The sequence below is a fragment of the Streptomyces sp. NPDC005805 genome, from assembly GCF_040630445.1.
In the GTDB taxonomy this organism is placed as follows: Bacteria; Actinomycetota; Actinomycetes; order Streptomycetales; family Streptomycetaceae; genus Streptomyces.
This window is the reverse complement of sequence record NZ_JBEXXN010000034.1, coordinates 43,106-63,616: the sequence shown is the minus strand read 5'-3', so window position 1 is coordinate 63,616 and position 20,511 is coordinate 43,106. Positions and strand designations below refer to the sequence as shown.

Here is a 20,511-nt window from a genome sequence, read left to right as displayed (position 1 = left end):
TGACGCGCCGGTGGCGCGGTGGCTACTTCGACAGGGCGCGGCGGACGCGGCGCACCGTGCGGCGCAGCAGCGAGGGCCGGGGCGCCGCGCGGACGGCGGCGGCCCTGTCCCGCGCGGCCTTGGCCGCCTTGGCCGCGGCCTCCGCGGCGTGCCGGACCCGCACCGTACCGTCGGCGGACGGGGTGAGCACGAGAGGCAGGGCCGTCCAGCGCGGCTTGCCCCGGTCCGCGGAGGGCAGGCCCAGTTCGACGCGGCCCTCGGCGGGCGCCGCCGGGTCGGTGGGCAGGGCCGCGGAGAGGACGGCGCGGCCGCCGTCGCCGGGCGTCAGGGTGGCCTTGACCTCGGTGGGGCGGTCGGCGCCGGGCCGCTTGAAGCGCAGGGCGACCGGCTCCTCGCCGGTCACCGCGAGGGGCAGCGGGAAGCTGATCCGGCCGTCCGACAGAACCGTTTCCGCGACGGTGAGGGAGGCCACGTCGCGGTCGAACTTGCTGGTGGCGTGGTCGACGTCGAGCGAGAGGTTGCTGTGCGGCTCGGTCCAGTAGGGCAGGACCAGTCGCCGCGGCGAACCGGCCAGGGAGCCCTTGCGGCCGGCCTCGGCGTCGTCGGCGCGCACGGAACCGAGGCGGGTCTCCTTGGTCCAGCCGGAGGCGCTGATGCGGATGAGGACGTCCCAGATGCCCTTGCCCAGCGGGGCGCCGTTGGCGGCGGTCTCGCTGTCGATCCCGCTCCTGGCGAGGAGGAGCGAGCGGAAGCCGTCGCCCTCGGGCAGGCGCTCCCGGGTGAACTCGACGGTCTGGAAGAACTCGGCGGCCGTGGCGCGCTCGCGGACCACGAGGTCGACCTTGGCGTGCTCCAGCGCGGCCAGCGGCTCGACGCCCGTCTCGGCGATCGCCTCGCGGGTGGCGTCGGCGAGACGGAAGTCCAGCAGATCCTTGCCGTTGACGTCCCGGTAGCGCAGGGGCTCGCCGTCGACCTCGTACTCGGCGGTGAAGGCGACCTCCAGCCGGCCGTCCTCCCAGCCCAGGCTCTCCAGCACTCCGGTGGGCCGGATGCCGGCCTCCCAGCGGGCGAGTTCCTCGACGTCACCGAGCCGGTCGGCGACGATCAGGGCGGTGACGATCTGCTGGATCGGCTGCATCCCGGCGGCGACACCGGGGCCGAAGCGCTCGGTGACGACGCCCCGGATCTCGGCGAACAGTTCCTTGCGGTAGTCCTCGGGGAGGGCGAGCAGGCGCTTGCCGCGCAGCCGCTCCACCATCTCGTTGCGCAGCCAGCGGCGGAACAGCTTGTCACGCAGGGCGCCGGGCTCGGTGTGCCGCTCGACGACGTCCAGGGCCTCGCGCAGGTTCGTGAAGTAGCCGACCGGGTCGAAGCGCTGGAAGCCGGCGTTGGAGGCGTCCTCGCGCTTGACGTGGTAGTAGCAGAGGTAGTCGCTGAGGACGGATATGTTCTCCGCGAGCAGGTACGCCTCCGCGACGAAGACATGGTCCTCCAGGCGGCGCCGGCCCTCCATGAAGCGCAGGTCGTGCCGGTCGAGGAACTCCTTGCGGAGCATCTTGTGCGGGGTGAGGCTGTCGATCAGCGGGGCGTTCTCGACGGAGGCCCGGGGGCGGTTCACCCGGAACAGCTCCAGCGGCACCGGGCGGCCCTTGCCCGCCATCTTCCCGATGACCATGTCGGCCTCGTTGGCGACGCCGTACTCGTACATGCGCTCCAGCGCCTCGTCGCCCAGCCAGTCGTCGTTGTCGACGAACATCACGTACTCACCGCGGGCGGCGGCGATGCCCGCGTTGCGCGGCTTGCCGGACCAGCCGGACGCCTCCTGGTGGATCACGCGCATGTGCGGGTGCTCGGCGGCCAGCCGGTCCAGCCGGGCGGGCGTCTCGTCGGTCGAGCCGTCATTGACGAAGATCGCTTCGTACTCGTCGTCCGGCAGACTCTGGCGCAGCAGCGAGGCTATGCAGTCCTCTATGTACTCGCCCGGGTTGTAGACGGGTATGACGACGCTCACCTTGACCGGCATCCAGCAACTCCCAATGTCCGCAGGCAGCTCCGGCAATCTGGAGTGCGGGAGCATGGGAGCCACAGAATATCCTGTTGCCCCGGGCAGCCTTCTCGCCGGAGCGGCGGCCCCCGGTGCCGGGTGGCCGCCGCTTCGTGAGGGAAGTCCTACGGTCGGGTGATCTCGCCGGAGCGCTTATGCGGAACGGGGAATTCTGCCGCGCAGCCCCTCGAATGCGGACCTCGGCCGCCGCAGGTTGCGGGCCCTGACGAGATCGGGCCAGAAGTCCGCGCCCAGCAGCGCCTCCGGCTGGACGGCGTTCTTGCGCACCAGCACTTCCTCGGGGACGTCCTGCGGATCGGGAACGACGTATTCCTCGATGATCGCGTCGTAGGAGCGCTTGAGGACCGTGCTCAGCGGGTCGGCGCCGAAGACCAGCACCACACCGGTGGGCTGGGTGTCCACCTCGACCACGACGAGGTCGGGCCGGTGGCGGCGCAGCACGGTGGCGACCTTGTAGACGTCACCGGTCCAGGCGTCGGTGTGGCGGTCGCGGGCGGCCTCGTCGATGTTCCGCGGCAGCATGTCGTCCAGGACGATCACGCTGGACCAGCGGGAATGCTTCTCGACGTTCATGAAGTCGCGCAGCGCGTACTCGAAGAGATGCATCCCGTCGATGAATGCGAGTTCGAGTTTGGGGTCGGATCCGAACAGGTTCATCGGATCCTTCCGGGCGAGCGCCCGGAATGGATTGCGTCCGTTGCGAAGGTGCAGCAGCGGGTCCTTGCGCGCGAAGAAATCGTCACTGGTCGCTCTGACGAGGTGTACGTCGCAGCTCAGTTCCGTCACGACCCGGAAGGCGGGATCGACCGCCACCGAAGGAACGCGGGACAGCGTCAGGCTGCGCCCGTCGTTGACCCCGATCTCCAGGTAGTTCCGGGGCTTGTACACACTGTGCAGGTGACGCAGAAAACTGTGACGGTCCACCTTGTGGGGCCCTTCGCTGGGAATCAACTTTATTGATTCCCAGCGAAGTTAGCGGGTCGGCAACCCGTCGGTAAACATCTACCGGCGGGTAGCGTCGGGCGTGTCGCCCGCCGGGCGCTCCGCGGCGAGCAGCTTCGGGAACGCCTCGGCGAGCGCCTGACGCCAGTCGCGAAGGGGTTCGATTCCGGCGCTCCGGAGCCCGTCGTGCCCGAGGACGCTGTACGCCGGGCGGGGGGCCGGACGCACGAACGCCTCGCTCGTGGTCGGGCGGACCCGCTCCGGGTCGGCGCCCAGCAGACGGAAGATCTCCCGGGTCAGCCCGAACCAGGTGGTCTCGCCGGAGCTGGTGCCGTGGTGCACGCCCGGCGGCACAGTCCCCTCCAGGCCGCCCCGGCCGATGCGCACCAGCAGATCCGCCAGGTCCGCGCTCCAGGTCGGCTGGCCGCGCTGGTCGTCGACCACGTCCAGGGTCTCGCGCTGCGACTCCAGGCGGATCATGGTGCGGACGAAGTTGCCGCCGCCCTCACCGTAGAGCCAGGCCGTGCGGACGACGTACCCCGACTCGGGCAGCAGCTCCAGCACCGCCCGCTCCCCCGCCTCCTTGGTGCGCCCGTAGGCGCTCCGGGGGGCGGTCGGCGCGTCCTCCGCGTAGGGCGTCTCCGCGTCGCCGGCGAAGACATAGTCGGTGGAGACGTGCACCAGGACGGCGCCGGCCTCCTTGCACGCCTCGGCGAGGACCCGGGGGCCGGTCGCGTTGACCGCGTGGGCGGCCGCCTCCTCGGTCTCGGCGCCGTCCACGTCCGTCCAGGCCGCGCAGTTGACCACCACGGCCGGGCGGTGCTCCGCCAGGGTCCCGTGCACCGACTCGGGGTCGGTGATGTCGAGCGCGGCACGCGCCGGGGCGACGGCCTCGATCCCGTCCGCCGCCAGCCGGGCGCGCACATCGCGGGCGAGCATGCCGCCCCCGCCGGTCACCAGCCAGGTGCTCACAGGGCGGCACGCTCCTTCAGCGGCTCCCACCAGGCACGGTTCTCGCGGTACCAGGCGACCGTCTCGGCGAGGCCGGTCGCGAAGTCCTTGCGGGGCTCGTAGCCCAGCTCCTCGCGGATCTTGGTGCAGTCCACGGAGTAGCGGCGGTCGTGGCCCTTGCGGTCGGTGACGTACTCGACGCTGGTGTCCCAGTCGGCGCCGCACGCCTCCAGCAGCAGGCCGGTGAGCTCCTTGTTGGACAGCTCGGTGCCGCCGCCGATGTTGTAGACCTCGCCGGCGCGGCCCCTGGTGCGCACCAGCTCGATGCCCTGGACGTGGTCGTCGATGTGCAGCCAGTCGCGGACGTTGCCGCCGTCGCCGTACAGCGGGACCTTCTTGCCGTCCAGCAGGTTGGTGATGAACAGCGGGATGACCTTCTCCGGGAAGTGGTGGTGCCCGTAGTTGTTGGAGCACCGGGTGACCCGGACGTCGAGGCCGTGCGTGCGGTGGTACGACAGCGCGATCAGGTCGCTGGACGCCTTGGCCGAGGAGTACGGCGAGTTGGGCTGCAGCGGGTGGGTCTCGGGCCAGGAGCCCTCGTCGATCGAGCCGTAGACCTCGTCGGTGGAGATGTGCACGAAGGTCTTTATGCCGGCCCGGTGGGCGGCGTCGATCAGGGTGTGGGTGCCCACGACGTTGGTGCGGACGAACTCGGCGCCGCCGTCGATGGAGCGGTCCACATGGGACTCGGCGGCGAAGTGGACGACCTGGTCGTGCTCGGCCATCAGCTTGCCGACCAGCTCCGGGTCGCAGATGTCGCCCTGCACGAAGGCGAAGCCCTCGTGGTCGCGGACCTCGTCCAGGTTGGCCGGGTTGCCCGCGTAGGTGAGCTTGTCCAGGACCGTGACGGACACGTCGCCGGGGCCCTGGGGGCCGAGGACCGTGCGGACGTAGTGCGAGCCGATGAAGCCGGCGCCGCCGGTCACGAGGATCTTGGTGGTCATGAGGAGATCTGCACCTTGCTGTGGTCGCCGAGGACGAGTCGGTGGGCGGACGGGTTGCGGGGGGCCGGGGTGACCTCGACGTCACGCCCGATCAGGGAGGCCTCCACCCGGCGGACACCGGTGACGGAGGCGCCGCGCAGGACGATCGAGTACTCGATCTCGCTGTCCTCGATGCGGCAGCCCTCCGAGACGGAGGTGAACGGGCCCACATACGCGTCACTGATCACGGAGTCCGCGCCGATGATCACGGGGCCGACGATCCGGCTCCCCGTGATCCGGGCCCCGGCCTCGATCCGGACGCGCCCGATGATCTCGCTGTCCCCGTCGACCGTGCCCTCGTTGACCGGCTCGACGCTCTCCAGGACGGACCGGTTGACCTCCAGCATGTCGGTGACGTTGCCGGTGTCCTTCCAGTAGCCGTGGATCGTGGTCGAGCGGACGTCGCGCCGCTGGTCGATCAGCCACTGGATGGCGTGGGTGATCTCCAGCTCGCCGCGCCAGGACGGCTCGATGGACCGGACCGCCTCGTGTATGGCCGAGGTGAACAGGTAGACGCCGACGAGGGCCAGGTCGCTCTTGGGCTCCTTCGGCTTCTCCTCCAGGCCCACGACCCGTCCCGCGTCGTCCAGTTCGGCGACACCGAAGGAGGTGGGGTTGGGCACCCGGGTCAGCAGGATCTGCGCGTCGGGGCGTTCGGCGCGGAACTCGTCGACGAGACCGGTGATGCCGCCGACGATGAAGTTGTCGCCGAGGTACATCACGAAGTCGTCGTCGGCCAGGAACTCACGGGCGATGATCACCGCGTGCGCGAGGCCCAGCGGCTTGTCCTGCGGGATGTAGGTGACCTTGACGCCGAACTGCGAACCGTCGCCGACGGCTTCGCGGATCTCGTCGGCGGTGTCACCGACGATGACACCGACCTCGGTGATCCCGGCTTCGGCGATGGCCTCCAGGCCGTAGAAGAGCACCGGCTTATTGGCAACGGGCACCAACTGCTTGGCGGACGTGTGCGTGATCGGACGCAGCCGAGTGCCCGCTCCCCCGGAAAGTACGAGTGCCTTCACTGCCCCTGCCCCAAAGTTTCGAAAGTATTTCCAGAGCTCTTACCGCTCCAGCACATCTGATGTTACCTATCCTTCCGGGTCAGCCCGGCCGGTCGCCGGGCCGCTCGCCGCCGCAGCCGGCCGGCCTCCCGGCGGGCCCGTCGCAGGATTCTTCCCGGCAACGGGCCGGGGACGCCCGGTGTCACCCGGCGGTCACCCGACCAGTCCGGGACCGTCACCTCGTACACCGAGAGCGGCAGGCCCGAGGCCCGGTCGCGGAAGTGCGGATACGCGAGCCGGGTGCGGCCGGTGAGCCGTCCGCGCACCACCTCGGGCACCGAGCCCGCGGCGGTGAACTCCAGCATGTCGCGCAGGAGATCCAGCCGCCCGCGCGCCACGCACTCCAGCACCAACCGCTCACCCACCTTGATGCGCCTGGCGACGCCGCGGTTCCAGTGCGGGCCGGTCATCGCCCCGGCGAGGCGCAGTCTCTCCCGCTGCTCCGCCTCCGGCCGGCCCAGCAGCGCGGGCCCGAACTGCTGGAGCAGCCCGACCGTGAACGGACGCACCATCAGCTGGTCCCGGCGCGGGCCGGGCGGCACCAGACGGGCGATCAGCTCGGCGAGGGCGGTCAGCGCGGCGAAGCGGTCCCGGTGGTCGCCCCGCCGGGTCGCGTGCTTGCCGTCCTCGCGGCCCACCAGGTAGTAGCAGTCGTAGTCCGCGACCACGGAGACGCCCGCGCCCCGCAGATACGCCTCCATGGTGAAGAGGGAGTCCTCGCCGGTGGCGAGTGCCTCGTCGAAGGTGAGGCCGGTGCGCACCAGGAGTTCGCGGCGGAAGAGCTTCTGGGCGCTGAGCGCGAAGATGATCCGCGAGGTGCAGACGTCCGCGTGCTCCAGGGTCCGGCTGAACATCGAGCGGGGCACCCCGCGCCCGCGGCCGGCCATCCTGCCGAGGACGACGTCGGTCCCGGCGCGGTCGGCCATCGCCACCATACGCTCCAGGGCCTCGTCGCCGAGGTAGTCGTCCGCGTCGAGGAAGAAGACGTAGCGCCCGCGGGCGCGGGCCAGGCCGGTGTTGCGGGGGCCGCTGGGGCCACCGGAGTTGGGCTGGTGGACGACGGTGGTGGGCACCTTCGTCCGGGCGGCGAACTCGTCCAGGTACTCGGCCGTGCCGTCGGTCGCGCCGTCGTCGACGGCGACGAGCTCGATGCGGTCGGCGCCCAGGGTCTGCGACTCCACCGATTCCAGGCAGCGGATCAGGTAGGGCATGGCCTCATAGGCGCCGACGACCACGCTCACGTCGGGTACCGCGTCGTCCTTCATATGCCTACAAGACAATCCGGCGGACGAAAGGTTGCCCCCGACGCTCCGTCGGACGGGCGACGGCCCACCCGAATCGCCCACAGGGTGCGTACGAACGGCCGGTGGCCCGGCCCCCTGGATCTCACCGAGGGGGCCGGGCCACCGGCCGTGCCGCGTCCTGCGGCGTAAGACTTCCGGGCGTCAGGGCTCCCGGACGTCAGGGCTCCCGGACGTCAGGGCTTCCGGGCGTCAGGCGACGGCCGAGTCGTCCAGCCCCGGCGCCTGCTCCGGCTCCGCGAGGCGCTGCTGCACCCCGGCGTTGCGGGCCTCCGCCTTGGCCGTCAGCGTCTGCACCGCCGCCTCGAACTGCTCGATGGAGGTGGGCTCGTCGGGACCGAGCAGGTACTCCTTGAGTTCGGCGCGGGCCTCGGCGCGCGGGTCGGCGGCCCGGTCGGTCACGGCGGTGAGCAACTCGTCCAGCTCCGCCGCGCTGTTGGAGAGGATCACCGCGGCGCGCACGGCGGTGTTCTGCCGCTTGAACTCGGCCTCGCCCAGGGCCGCGGAGTCGGTCACCGCGTACGGCTTGCCGCTGGCGATGAAGTCCGAGACCACGCTGGAGATGTCCGAGACCATGCCGTCCGACTCGTTGAAGCAGTCGTACAGCCGGGGCTCGGGGCCGGTGACGGTCTTGTGCTCCCACCAGCCGAAGGAGCGCCAGTACGCGGCGTTCCACTCCTCCTTGAGCTTCGCGGTCTCCGCCTCGCGCACCGGGTCGGCGACCGAGTCGCGGGACTCCTCGGCCTCGTCCCGGCCGGTGCGGGTGCTGCCGGACAGCTCGGCGAGGCGGGCCTCGATCCGCTGGAGCTCGGCGCGCGCGGCGGCCTGGGCACCGGCGTGCGCGGTGGCCTCCTGGACCCAGCGCGGCTCACGGGCGCGCTCGGCGGCGGCCTGCTCGATCATCGCGGTGATCCGCAGGTGGACGGCCTTGGCGCGCGGGTCGCGGGTACCGGTGAAGGGGTGCGGCTTGTAGATCACCCGCACCGGGTCGGCCGCGGTGAGCAGCCGGCGGACGATGTTCTCGCCGGCCAGCAGCAGGGAGGTGTTGCCGGGGTTGTCGTCCCAGCCCTCCCAGGTGGGGGCGTAGAGCACGGTCGGGACCGGGTGCAGCGGACGGCCGGTCCAGGTCTTGATCGGGGCGAGCTGCGGACGCCCCACCTCGACGATGTCCTCGCCGCGCACGCCGACGTCGGCCAGCGCGTACCGGTCGCGGCCGGCCCGGCCGGCGGTCCACACCTCGTCGTACGCCTTGCTGAACGGGTTGACGCTGGCGAGCTTGTCGCTGTCGCCGTGGCCGATGAAGACGTGCTTCATGGTCGGCACCCGCAGCAGGTGGATGTTCTTGCCCACGTTCGCCGCGTACAGGGCGACCCGCACGGACGACAGGTCCAGGTTCATCAGGTGCACACCGCCGGGGACGCAGAGCACCGGGACCGAGGTGTTGCCGAGCTGGGGGACGATGTTGCGCTCGCGCAGCAGGATCAGCGGCCGGCCGCCGAGCTGCGCCATGGTCTCCAGCCACATGTTGACCTGGTAGGCCGAGTCCTTGGAGCCGGAGAAGTACAGCAGCACGGTCGGCCGGTACTCGCGCAGCCAGGTGTCGACGCCGTCGAGGACCTTCTGCTGCGAGACGGGCAGCGCGGCCGGGCGCAGCTTCGGGAGCAGCACGGCGAGGTACCCGATCGCCAGGGCCAGGGTCAGGGCGAGCCCGGCGTAGGCGAAGAGGTTCACATCGGTCAGCAGCGCGATCAGCACACCGACGAAGGAGAAGACGTCGAGGTGGAGCATCTTCTCGGCGCTGCGGTTGATCAGACCGGGCCGGGGGGCGTCGGGAATCCGCAGGTGGGAGAGGTCGATATTGCGGGTGACCACGGGCAGCCGGCGCCGCAGGCGCAGCAGGGTGACCATGGCGCCGTGCGGTGCCTGGAGTCCGTAGAAGCCGAGGAGGCAGGCGACCGTCACATAGAAGAGCGGCTCCTCCGCGTATCCCATGCGGGCCAGCAGCAGTACCAGGAGCAGCTGGCGCACCAGGAAGCGGATCGACAGCCCCGCGCGGACCTTGGCCAGCCGGTTGACCAGGTAGCTGGACTTCTGGTGCAGGTAGGTATCGGCGAGATAGGTCACCGCGGCGGCCGCCGCGAAGAACCAGACGCTGGGGATTATCGCCGCGAGCATGACGCACGGGAACCCGAGCACCAGGAGGACGGCCGCGGCCAGCTCGGGTCCGCTGCCCACGCGAGCCATGCGAATGGCTTTCGAAATCACGAAGAACCTGCTTCAGGGGGTGCCGACTGTTTGTGCCTTGCGGATGTGCTCTGCGGAGGAGGCGTGAAGACCGGGCTCCACAGACTCGGGCCTCTGCGGTGCGCTGAACAGCGACTGCAGAGGCCCGAATGTTCGAATGTCAAGAAGTATTACACATCTTCCTGACGGTCCAGGACGGATGCGAGGGCCTGCTCGAAGCCGGACGCCTCGGAGGCGCCGCGGGTCGGGTCCTGCTGCCGGACGTCGATGACATGGCCGGTCAGCTCGGAGAGCAGCACGTCGAGCGAGGTCCGGGCCACGGCCTCGGACGACAGCAGGGAGCCGGCCGGCTCGGTGCCGAACGCCTTGGTGCGCATCGGGGTGGCGGTGCGCTCCGGGTTGACGCAGTTGACGCGGATGCCGTCGCCGGCCCACTCGTCCGCCAGGGCCTGGGTGAGATTCACCATGGCGGCCTTGGTGGAGGAGTACAGGCTGTACTCGGCGCGGCCGCGGGTGTAGCTGCTGGAGGTGTAGAGCAGCAGCTGGCCCTTGGTCTCCGCCAGGTACTTGTGCGAGGCGCGCGCGATCTGCACCGGCGCCAGGTAGTTGACGTTCAGCGCTTCCTGGATCGTCGTGTTGTCCGTCTCGGCCAGCTTGCCGATCCGCAGCACGCCCGCGGTGTTGATCACGTAGTCGATTCGGCCCGTCTCGGCGTACGCCTTGGACAGGGCGTCGTCGACGTGCTCCGGGTTCTCCACGTGGGTGCCGGTGGTGGACCGGCCCAGCGCGTAGACCTTGGCGCCGTAGGACTCGGCGAGCTGCGCGATGTCCGCGCCGATGCCGTAGGAGCCGCCGAAGACGACCAGGGTCTTGTCGGCGAGCAGCTCGCGGTAGGCCGCCTCGTCGCCCGGGCCGGGGGCCGCGGTGGAGGCGAGCTGGAAGAGCTTGTCGGCGATGAAGACGTCGACCGGCTGCGTGACCTTCATGTTGTACTCGTCGCCCGCGACGACGTAGATCGGCACGTCCGGCAGGTACTTCAGGACCACCGAGCAGTCGTCGGTCGCCTGGAAGTTCGGGTCGCCGGCCGCGACCTCGTAGGCCCGGCGGATGGTGGAGAGCTTGAACGCCTGCGGGGTCTGGCCGCGGCGCAGCCGGGAGCGGTCCGGCACATCGGTGATGAACTCGCCGTCCTCGCCGTGGGTGCGGGTCACGATGATCGTGTCCGCGGACGGGATGGCGACGTCCACCGCCTGGTAGCGCTCCAGGGCGTCCACGCAGTCGCGGATCACGCGGGCGGAGAGCAGCGGGCGCACGGCGTCGTGGAAGAGGACGTTGCGGTCCTCGCCCTCGGCCAGGCCCTCGCCGAGGGCGGCGATGGCGCGCTCGGTGGTCTCGTTGCGGGTGGAGCCGCCCTCGATGACCTTGACGACCTTGGTCAGCCCCGCCTTGGCGACGATCTTCTCGACGTCCGGCACATAGCCCGGCGCCATCAGCACGATGACGTCGTCGATGGAGTCCGCCTGCTCGAAGATGGCCAGGGTGTGCTCGATGACCGCCTTGCCGGCGATCTTCAGCAGCTGCTTGGGGATCGACAGGCCCACGCGCTGGCCGGTGCCGCCGGCGAGCACGACTGCTGTGGTTCGGGGTTTGGCTATGGGCAGCACAGACACGGACGACCTACCTTGCGAGGGCTGGGGGACGAAACCGATGGTTGCACTCTCCGTTACCGCACCGCAAGGCGGGTGACGCCCTGCTCACGGAGGGCGGAAACCTGCTGTTCACCGGGTGATCAGGGACGTTGGAGAAACCGCACGGCAATCCGCGAGTGACCGACACCACACACATGAGTGGCATGAACCACTCATGAGCGGGACATGGGCGTGTCGCTGCCGTCACGGACCGCCGCGACCGGGCCCGCGCGGGCCCGCTACAGGTCCACCACATTGAGGGCGACATCGTTGGAGACCGTGTAGTAGACGCGGACGCGGACCTTCTTCCGCGGCCGCCGCAGCACGCGCTTGGCCAGGTCCCGGGCGAGGCTCCCCTGCCGCCGCTTGGGCGTCACCGAGTGCGGGAAGACGAAGATCCGCTGCTTGGCCACCACATCGTCCAGGACCCGGCCGATCCTGACCGGGTCGGCGCCGGGCGCGTACCGCAGGAAGGCGTCCCACACATCGTGGGGGGTGGTCTGGGAGGCGGCGAGCACGGTCTGCACGAAGGAGAAGCGGAAGCCCCGCTCCCCGGCCCGCTCGCCGCGGAAGGTGATCTGGTCGGCGGGCCGGCCGCGTCTGCGCAGCACCAGCACCGGGGTCCCGGACACCGTCGCCGACCCCAGAACGCTGCCCGAAAGAGTGACCCGCGCACCGTCGACCTGGACGTCCGCGGCCTCCGCGTGCACCTCGCGGTTCCAGGCGCGCAGCATCAGCGCCCCGCCCTTCGCCTTGTCCTCGTACGGCACCAGGTTGCGCACCGGGTCCCCCGGCGCCCGCCGCTCGGCAGCGTGCAGGGCCCCGCGCTGGTCGACCACCCGGGCCGCGACCCGGCCCCGGACACCCGAGCCGGCCAGCTCCACGAAGACGTTCCACACGCCCTCGGGCAGCGCCTCCCCGGCCGGGACGCGGGCCGTGCCCGCCTCGTCCACCTCGTACGTCCGCACCTCGGTCCGGGCCCCGGTGCGCGTGCACACCAGGCGGGCGCCGCGCTCCACCCCGGCGGGCAGCGGGGCGACCAGGGTCACCGACACCGAGCCGTCCGCGGCGACCGCGCAGTCCGCGACCGGGGACACCCCGGGGACGTGCGCCCGCTGGGCGGCGTCGGCGGCCAGCTCGTCGAAGAGGGCCTCGTACTGCTTGGTGACCACCCCCGGGTCGAAGCGGCGGGAGCTGCGCACCGCGGCGGCGGCCATGGAACGGCGCAGGTCCTCGTCCTCGATCAGCCGCAGCAGCGCCCCGGCCACCGCGTCGGTGTCCCCGACCGGGACGAGCAGTCCGTCGACTCCGTCCTCGATGATCTCCCGGGGCCCGTAGTCGCAGTCGGTGCTCACCATCGGCACCCCGCAGCGCATCGCCTCGACCAGGGTCATGCCGAAGGACTCGTGGCGGGAGGTGGAGGCCGCGATCGCGCCCTTGGCCCACTCGGGCTCGATCGGCGCGTGCGGGCCCATCAGATGGATCTCGTTGTAGAGGCCCAGCGCCTCGATCCGGGACCGCAGCCGGTCGCGCTGGTCCCCGGAGCCGTAGATGCGCAGCGACCAGTCCGGGTGCACGGCGACGACCTTGGCGAAGGCCTCGATCAGCACCTCGTACTGCTTCTCCGAGGCCAGCCGCCCGGCCGCGACCACGGTCCTCCCGGTGCCGTCGGAGGGCGGCACGGAGGGCTCCGGGACACTGTTGGGGATCGACAGGACCCGGGTCGTGGGCAGGGGGATCTTCTCCCGCCAGACCCGCGCGTCGCCCTCGGAGACGGTCACGAACGCGTCCACGGCGTCCAGGTGCTCGTACATCTGCTCGCGCAACGCGGCCTTGTGGTGGTTGTGCGTCATGTGCTCCTGGCCGATGCGCACCGCGGTGGCCGGGGCGAACTGCGCGACGTACGCGACGAGGCCGGGGCGGGTGCCGATGACGACGTCCGCGTCCGACTCCGCGTAGTGCGCGCGGACGCGGTCGTCGACGAGGCGGCTGTACTCCTTGTAGCGGGCCTCCGCCCGGGGGAAGGCCGCGGCCGGCTCGGAGAAGCGCGGCTCCTCGCGGTCGGCGCTGCCCGGCCGGGTGTCCACCAGCGGGACCACGGTCAGCCGCGGGTCCAGCGCGAACGCGAAGTCGTCGCGGTGCCGGAAGACCGACACGATCTCCACCTCGTGGCGGTTGGCCAGCTCCTCCGCGAGGTTCAGCGTCGTACGGATGGTCCCCCCGATCCCGTAGACGGTGTGGATGAGGAAGGAGATCTTCATCGGTGCTCCCGGCTCGATGCTGCTCCAGGGACCGGACGGGCGACCCGTCACCCGCCGGCACTGGTTCTCGTGACGAGGCGGGACGTCGGCACGCCAGGGCACGATATGGTCGACCATGAGCGATCGGCCTCGATTGCATGCATACCAGGTGAACTTCCCGCCTTCATCCGGGTGAGACGGGCGCACCGGGCGCACGGTTGCCCTCAGCGACGGAAAACGGCCGGATCCGGCCCCCTCGCAGAGGCTGGATCCGGCCGGTCCCTCGGCGGGGAGGGATGCCGCTGCGCACCGGGGCCGGGGCCCCGGGCGGCGCGTCGAACGGGCCCGGCGGAGCGCCGGGCAGCGGTCAGAAGGGCTCGAAGCCGTCGAACTCGCGCTGGGCGTCGTCCCGCTCCGCGTCCCGGTCGCGGCGGCGCTGCGCCGCAGGTCGCGGGGCCTCGAACCGGTGGTCCTCACCGCGGCGGCCGAGCATCTCGGCGCCCGCCATGACGGTCGGCTCCCAGTCGAAGACCACGGCGTCGTCCTCGGGGCCGATGGCGACGCCGTCGCCCGCGCGGGCACCCGCCTTCATCAGCTGCTCCTCGACGCCGAGGCGGGCCAGCCGGTCCGCGAGGTAGCCGACGGCCTCGTCGTTGTTGAAGTCCGTCTGACGCACCCAGCGCTCCGGCTTCTCTCCCCGAACGCGGTACAGGCCGTCCTCCTCCGGGGTGACGGTGAACCCGGCGTCGTCCACCGCCTTGGGGCGGATGACGACCCGGGTCGCCTCCTCGACCGGCTTGGCGGCACGGGCCTCGGCCACGATCTCGGCGAGGGCGAAGGACAGCTCCTTCAGCCCCTTGTGGGCGACCGCGGAGACCTCGAAGACACGGTGGCCGCGGGCCTCCAGGTCCGGGCGGATCAGATCGGCGAGGTCCTGGCCGTCGGGGACGTCGATCTTGTTGAGGACCACGATCCGCGGCCGGTCCTCCAGACCGCCGTACTGCCGCAGCTCCTCCTCGATGACGTCGAGGTCGGAGACCGGGTCCCGCTCGGACTCCGGCGTCGCGGTGTCCAGCACATGCACCAGCACCGAGCAGCGCTCCACGTGCCGCAGGAACTCCAGGCCCAGCCCGCGGCCCTGGCTGGCGCCGGGGATCAGGCCGGGGACGTCGGCGATCGTGTAGACGGTGGAACCCGCCGTCACCACACCGAGGTTGGGCACCAGGGTGGTGAACGGGTAGTCCGCGATCTTCGGCTTGGCGGCGCTGAGGACCGAGATCAGGGAGGACTTCCCGGCGCTCGGGTAGCCGACCAGCGCGACGTCGGCGACGGTCTTCAGCTCCAGCACGATGTCGCCGGAGCGGCCGGGCTCGCCGAGCAGGGCGAAGCCGGGCGCCTTGCGGCGGGCGGAGGCGAGGGCCGCGTTGCCGAGGCCGCCGCGGCCGCCCTCGGCGGCGATGTAGGTGGTGCCGTGGCCCACGAGGTCGGCGAGGACGTCGCCCTTGCCGTCGAGGACCACGGTGCCGTCCGGGACCGGCAGGACCAGGTCCTGGCCGTCCTTGCCGGAGCGGTTGCCGCCCTCGCCGGGCCGGCCGTTGGTGGCCTTGCGGTGGGGGCTGTGGTGGTAGTCCAGCAGCGTGGTCACGGACTGGTCGACGACGAGGATCACATCGCCGCCGCGCCCGCCGTTGCCGCCGTCCGGTCCGCCGAGCGGCTTGAACTTCTCCCGGTGCACGGAGGCACAGCCGTGGCCTCCGTTACCCGCGGCGACATGCAGCTCGACGCGGTCCACGAAGGTGGTCATGGGGGTGCCTCCAGTGAAGGGTGGGGTGGTGCGGAACGACTACGGGACTGACGACTACGGGACTACGAGGGGAAATGTCTGTCTCTCAACACGCGAAGGGCGGACCCGCTTCCCGTCCGGGAAGTGAGGTCCGCCCCTCGTGAGGAACCGGTCAGGCGACCGGAACGACGTTCACGACCTTGCGGCCGCGGTGGGTGCCGAACTCCACGGCGCCCGGCTGCAGCGCGAACAGCGTGTCGTCGCCGCCACGGCCGACGCCCGCGCCGGGGTGGAAGTGGGTGCCACGCTGGCGGACCAGGATCTCACCGGCGTTGACGACCTGACCGCCGAAGCGCTTCACGCCGAGCCGCTGAGCGTTGGAGTCGCGACCGTTCCGGGTGGACGATGCGCCCTTCTTGTGTGCCATCTCTCCTCAGTCCCTTACTTCGCAGCCGTGGGGATGCCGGTGACCTTGATCGCCGTGTACTGCTGGCGGTGACCCTGGCGGCGGCGGTAGCCGGTCTTGTTCTTGTAGCGAAGGATGTCGATCTTCGCGCCCTTGTGGTGGTCGACGACCTCGGCCGTGACCTTGATGCCGTCCAGCACCCACGGGTCGCTGGTGACGGCGTCCCCGTCGACAACGAGCAGGGTCGAGAGCTCGACCGTGTCGCCGACCTTGGCGGTGGAAATCTTGTCAACTTCGACGATGTCGCCGACAGCAACCTTGTGCTGGCGACCACCGCTGCGCACGATGGCGTACACGCGGATCTCTCTCTCGCTCGATACGGAACTCCTGATGCCAGCCGCTCACACGGGCCGGAGCCCGGGATGATCCGGAAACGGACGAGCGGCCTCTCCCGGGAACCGGGAGGGAGTTGCTCAGGAGTGGGCGCGCATAGGGAAACACGCCGAGGGTCAAGGTTACGGGCCGCTGCTCAGGGGGTCAAACCGAGGTCCTCACGGCCCCGGCCCCCGACCGGCGGGAGCACCCGCGCGGCCGCGACCCCCGGCCCGGCGGGCAGACGCGTGTGCGGCCCGCGCCCGGTGACCGGGGGCGGGCCGCACACCTGTGACGGTGCTACGCGTCGGAGGTGCTCGCCGTGACCTCCGGTGCCGGCGACTGCTCGGCGGCCGAGGTCTTCTTGGCCGTCTTCTTCGCGGTCGACTTCTTGGCCGTCGTCTTCTTGGCGGCGGTCTTCTTGGCCGCGGCCTTCTTCGCGGTGGCCTTCTTGGCGGTCTTGCGGACCGCCTTCTTGGCCGCGGGCGCCTCGGCACCCTCGTCCGCCCCGGCCGTCTCCGGCTGCGCCTCGGTGCCGGACGGCTGCGCGGCGGCGACCACGACGACCGCGGCCTCCTCCGCGCCCGAGGGCGACCCCGCCGGGGCGGTGACCTTGCGGGTCACCCGGCGACGGGCGCGCGGCGGGGCGACCGGGGTCTCCTCGGCGACCGGCTCCGGCTCGGCCGCCGCAGGGGCGGCCGGTGCCTCGGCGGGCTCGGACTCCACGACCGTCGTCTCCACCACGGTCGGCTCGGCGGCGGCCGGGGGTCCGGCCGGGGCCGAGGCGGCGCGGGTCGCCCGGCGGCGGGTACGGCCCTTGGGGGCCTGCTCCTCCACGGGCGCCTCGGACGCGGTCTCCGGCGCGGCCGGGGCCGCGACGGCCTCGGGCTCGACGGGACCGGGCCGCTCGGGCTCGGGCTGTGCGGTCACCACGGCCTCGGCGGCCGGCGCGGACTCCGCCGCCTTCGGCGCACCCGCGGGCGCGCTCGCCCTGCGGGAGGCCCGCCGGCGACCGCGACCGCGGGTGGCCGCGGCCTCCGCCTCGGCGGCGCTGCTGTACAGCTCCTCGTCCGGGGTGAACTCCGGCTCCGGCAGGGCCGCCGGGGCCGCGGCCTCGGCCGCCACCTCCGCCTCGGTCTCCGCCCGCTCCTCGGCCGGGGCGGCCTGGGCCGGGGCCTCGTGCTCGTGGGTGTGCTGCTCATGGGTGTGCTCGCCGGAACCGCCGCGGCCGCGCTTCTTGGAGCGCTTGCCGCCGCCCCCGCCACCGGTGCCCGAGGGCTGCTCCATGTGGACGATGACACCGCGGCCGTTGCAGTGGACGCAGGTCTCGGAGAAGGACTCCAGCAGCCCCTGGCCGACCCGCTTGCGGGTCATCTGCACCAGACCCAGCGAGGTCACCTCGGCGACCTGGTGCTTGGTCCGGTCCCGGCCCAGGCACTCCAGCAGCCGGCGCATCACCAGGTCCCGGTTGGACTCCAGGACCATGTCGATGAAGTCGACGACGACGATGCCGCCCAGGTCGCGCAGCCGGAGCTGGCGCACGATCTCCTCGGCCGCCTCCAGGTTGTTCCTGGTGACGGTCTCCTCCAGGTTGCCGCCCTGGCCGGTGAACTTGCCGGTGTTGACGTCGACCACGACCATCGCCTCGGTCTTGTCGATCACCAGCGAACCGCCGCTCGGCAGCCAGACCTTGCGGTCCAGGGCCTTCATCAGCTGCTCGTCGATCCGGTGGACCGCGAAGACGTCGACCTCGCTGGTCCACCGCTGGAGGCGGTCGACCAGGTCGGGCGCGACGTGCGAGACATAGCCGTGGATCGTCTCCCACGCCTCGTCACCGCTGACGACGACCTTGGAGAAGTCCTCGTTGAAGATGTCGCGGACGACCCGGACGGTCATGTCAGGCTCACCGTAGAGAAGGGTCGGGGCGTTGCCGCTCTTCGCCTTCTTCTTGATGTCCTCCCACTGCGACTGCAGACGCTCGACGTCACGGCGCAGCTCGTCCTCGCTCGCGCCCTCGGCCGCGGTGCGCACGATGACGCCCGCGTCCTCGGGGACGACCTTCTTGAGGATGGTCTTCAGCCGGGCGCGCTCGGTGTCCGGCAGCTTGCGGCTGATGCCTGTCATCGAGCCCTCGGGCACGTAGACCAGGTACCGGCCGGGCAGCGAGACCTGGCTGGTGAGGCGGGCGCCCTTGTGGCCGATCGGGTCCTTGGTCACCTGGACGAGGACGGACTGGCCGGACTTGAGGGCGGCCTCGATCCGGCGCGGCCCGTTCGCCATGCCGAGCGCCTCGAAGTTGACCTCACCGGCGTACAGGACGGCGTTGCGGCCCTTGCCGATGTCGACGAAGGCGGCCTCCATGGACGGCAGGACGTTCTGCACCTTGCCCAGGTAGACGTTGCCGACGTAGCTGGTGGCCTGCTCCTTGTTGACGTAGTGCTCCACGAGCACGTCGTCCTCGAGCACGCCGATCTGGGTGCGCTCGCCGCTCTGGCGGACCACCATGACGCGCTCGACGGCCTCGCGGCGCGCCAGGAACTCCGCCTCGGTGATGATCGGCACCCGGCGGCGGCCCTGCTCGCGGCCCTCGCGGCGGCGCTGCTTCTTCGCCTCCAGACGGGTCGAGCCCTTGATGGACTGGACCTCGTCGGAGGGCTCCTCCTTCTTGCGCGGCTCACGGACCTTGACGACCGTGCGCTCCGGGTCGTCGGCGCCGGTGCCGGACTCGCCGTCCGCGGGGCCGTCACCGCTGCGGCGGCGACGGCGACGGCGGCGCCGGCTGCTGGAGGTACCGGCGGCGGACGGGGTGCCGCCCTCCGACTCGTCCTCGTCCTCGTCGTCGGTGTCCTCGGACGCCTCGGCGCCCTCGGGGCCCTGCTCGTCGGCGGACTCGTCGCTCTCGGCGGCCTCGCCACGGCGACGGCGGCGGCCACCCCGGCGGCGGCGGCGCGAGGGGCGGTCCTCGTACTCGTCGGAGTCCTCGCCGGCCTCGGCGTCGGCCTGCTCGGGCTCGGTGTCCTCGTCGGTCCCGGCGCTCTCGTCGGAGGCGGGGGCGGCGGCGGCCGGGGCCTCGGCGGGCTCGGCGGCCTCACCACGGCGACGGCGGCGACGGCGACCGGTCTGCTCCTGCGCCGGGGCCTCGACGGCCTCGGCGGTCTCGGCGTCCTCGGGCTCGACCGCGGCGGCGGCAGCCGCGGCGGCCGTCTCCGGCGTCTGGAACATGGGCTCGGCGAAGACCGGGGCCTGGAAGGTGGGCACGGCGGCCCGGGTGGCGCGGCGGCCGCGGGCGGGCGCCTCCTCGGCGGGCGGCGCGGTGAACTCGGGCGAGGCGGCGCGGCGGCGGGTGCGGCCCCGCGTGGCGGCCTTCTCCGCGGCGGCGACCTCCGCCTCCTCGGCGGCGATCTGCTCGACGGCGTCCTCGGGCAGGCTCTCGCCCGCCTCGACGGCCTCGACGGCCTCCTCGTCCTCCTCGGCCTCGGTCACGGGGACCTCGGCGACGGCGGGGGAAGTGGCCTTACGGGTGGCCCGGCGACGGCCACGCGGCGCGGGCTCCTCGGCGGACTCGGCGGACTCGGCCTCGGGGGCCTCCTCGGCCTGGGGCGCACCGGCGGGCGCGGTCGCCTTACGAGTGGCGCGGCGACGCGTGCGGGGCGCGGGCGCCTCCTCGGCGGCCACCGGCTCGGCCGCAGGGGTCTCCGCCTTCGCGGCGGCGACCGGCTCGGCCTCGGCGGTCTCCGCGGCGGCGGCGGCCTCGGGCGCACCGGCCGGAGCCGTCGCCTTACGGGTCGCCCGACGACGCGTACGCGGCGCGGACGCCTCGGCAGCAGCGGCCTCGGCGGTCTCCGCGGCCGCGGTCTCGGCCGGCTCCGCCTGCCCGGCGGCCACCGCCTCGGGCGCACCGGCGGGCGCCGTCGCCTTGCGCGTCGCCCGACGACGCGTACGCGGCGCGGGTGCCTCTTCCGTGGTCACGGACTCGGTCTCCGCCTGGGCCGGGGCCTCCGCCGGAGCGGTGGGGGTCTCCACGACGGCCTCGCCCTCGGGCCCACCGGCCGGAGCCGTCGCCTTACGGGTGGCCCGGCGGCGGGTACGCGGGGCGGGCGCCTCGACGACCTCGGCGGTGCCGGAGCGGTCCGCCGTGGCCTCGGCCGCGGCGACGCGTTCGGCGGTCCCGGCGGCCTCCGCGGGAGCCGCGGTCTCGCCCCCGGCCGGCGGGCCCGCGGGACGCGAGGCCGCCCGGCGCCTGCGGCGCGGCGGCAGCGTGTCGCTGGGGCTGTTGTGATCTTCGTTCTGCGATCCGGCAGTGCCGGACTCGTTCGGCTGTTCGAGCATGCGGGCGTTTCTCCCGTCGCGCTCCCGGGCGCCGCGCCTGATCCGGTCCGGTGCGGCCGCGTGATGAGCGCGATGCCGCCGTC

The 20,511-nt window shown here is 72.1% G+C and carries 13 protein-coding genes; all 13 read right to left on the bottom strand.

Features of this window, described 5'->3' with window-relative positions; genetic code table 11:
- Window positions 1-22: 22 nt before the first annotated feature.
- The 13 genes from ABZ457_RS19675 to ABZ457_RS19615 all read right to left on the bottom strand — a co-directional run bounded on the left by ABZ457_RS19675 (window position 23) and on the right by ABZ457_RS19615 (window position 20,428).
- Window positions 23-2,023: a glycosyltransferase gene (locus ABZ457_RS19675; protein ID WP_359158845.1), complete on the bottom strand. Its 2,001-nt coding sequence runs from the start codon at window positions 2,021-2,023 to the stop codon at window positions 23-25.
- Between the two features lie 174 nt (window positions 2,024-2,197).
- Complete coding sequence (locus tag ABZ457_RS19670) at window positions 2,198-2,953, bottom strand: class I SAM-dependent methyltransferase (protein ID WP_359158844.1); 756 nt, start codon at window positions 2,951-2,953, stop codon at window positions 2,198-2,200.
- Between the two features lie 114 nt (window positions 2,954-3,067).
- A complete protein-coding gene (rfbD, locus tag ABZ457_RS19665) occupies window positions 3,068-3,979 on the bottom strand; it encodes a dTDP-4-dehydrorhamnose reductase (protein ID WP_359158843.1) in 912 nt (303 codons plus the stop codon).
- Window positions 3,976-4,962 carry a dTDP-glucose 4,6-dehydratase gene (rfbB, locus tag ABZ457_RS19660; protein ID WP_359158842.1) on the bottom strand — a complete coding sequence of 329 codons (987 nt, stop codon included), beginning with the start codon at window positions 4,960-4,962 and terminating at the stop codon, window positions 3,976-3,978. The genes rfbD and rfbB overlap by 4 nt, the downstream gene beginning before the upstream one ends.
- Window positions 4,959-6,026 (bottom strand): glucose-1-phosphate thymidylyltransferase, encoded by a 1,068-nt coding sequence (locus ABZ457_RS19655; RefSeq protein WP_359158841.1) that lies wholly within the window; start codon window positions 6,024-6,026, stop codon window positions 4,959-4,961. The genes rfbB and ABZ457_RS19655 overlap by 4 nt, the downstream gene beginning before the upstream one ends.
- Before the next feature lie 62 nt (window positions 6,027-6,088).
- Complete coding sequence (locus ABZ457_RS19650) at window positions 6,089-7,330, bottom strand: glycosyltransferase family 2 protein (protein WP_359158840.1); 1,242 nt, start codon at window positions 7,328-7,330, stop codon at window positions 6,089-6,091.
- Between the two features lie 228 nt (window positions 7,331-7,558).
- Window positions 7,559-9,610 carry a hypothetical protein gene (locus tag ABZ457_RS19645; protein WP_359158839.1) on the bottom strand — a complete coding sequence of 684 codons (2,052 nt, stop codon included), beginning with the start codon at window positions 9,608-9,610 and terminating at the stop codon, window positions 7,559-7,561.
- A 170-nt stretch (window positions 9,611-9,780) separates the two neighbouring features.
- On the bottom strand, window positions 9,781-11,280 hold the full coding sequence (locus ABZ457_RS19640; RefSeq protein ID WP_359158838.1) for a bifunctional cytidylyltransferase/SDR family oxidoreductase: 1,500 nt from the start codon (window positions 11,278-11,280) through the stop codon (window positions 9,781-9,783).
- 257 nt (window positions 11,281-11,537) lie between these two features.
- Complete coding sequence (locus ABZ457_RS19635; protein WP_359158837.1) at window positions 11,538-13,559, bottom strand: glycosyltransferase family 4 protein; 2,022 nt, start codon at window positions 13,557-13,559, stop codon at window positions 11,538-11,540.
- Window positions 13,560-13,905: 346 nt separating this feature from the next.
- On the bottom strand, window positions 13,906-15,342 hold the full coding sequence (gene obgE / locus ABZ457_RS19630; RefSeq protein WP_359158836.1) for a GTPase ObgE: 1,437 nt from the start codon (window positions 15,340-15,342) through the stop codon (window positions 13,906-13,908).
- Window positions 15,343-15,493: 151 nt separating this feature from the next.
- A complete protein-coding gene (gene rpmA / locus ABZ457_RS19625) occupies window positions 15,494-15,748 on the bottom strand; it encodes a 50S ribosomal protein L27 (RefSeq protein ID WP_018846648.1) in 255 nt (84 codons plus the stop codon).
- A 14-nt stretch (window positions 15,749-15,762) separates the two neighbouring features.
- Entirely contained in the window at window positions 15,763-16,083 is a 321-nt protein-coding gene (rplU, locus tag ABZ457_RS19620; RefSeq protein ID WP_018846647.1) for a 50S ribosomal protein L21, read from the bottom strand.
- Between the two features lie 316 nt (window positions 16,084-16,399).
- On the bottom strand, window positions 16,400-20,428 hold the full coding sequence (locus ABZ457_RS19615) for an Rne/Rng family ribonuclease (RefSeq protein WP_359158835.1): 4,029 nt from the start codon (window positions 20,426-20,428) through the stop codon (window positions 16,400-16,402).
- Window positions 20,429-20,511 lie beyond the last annotated feature (83 nt).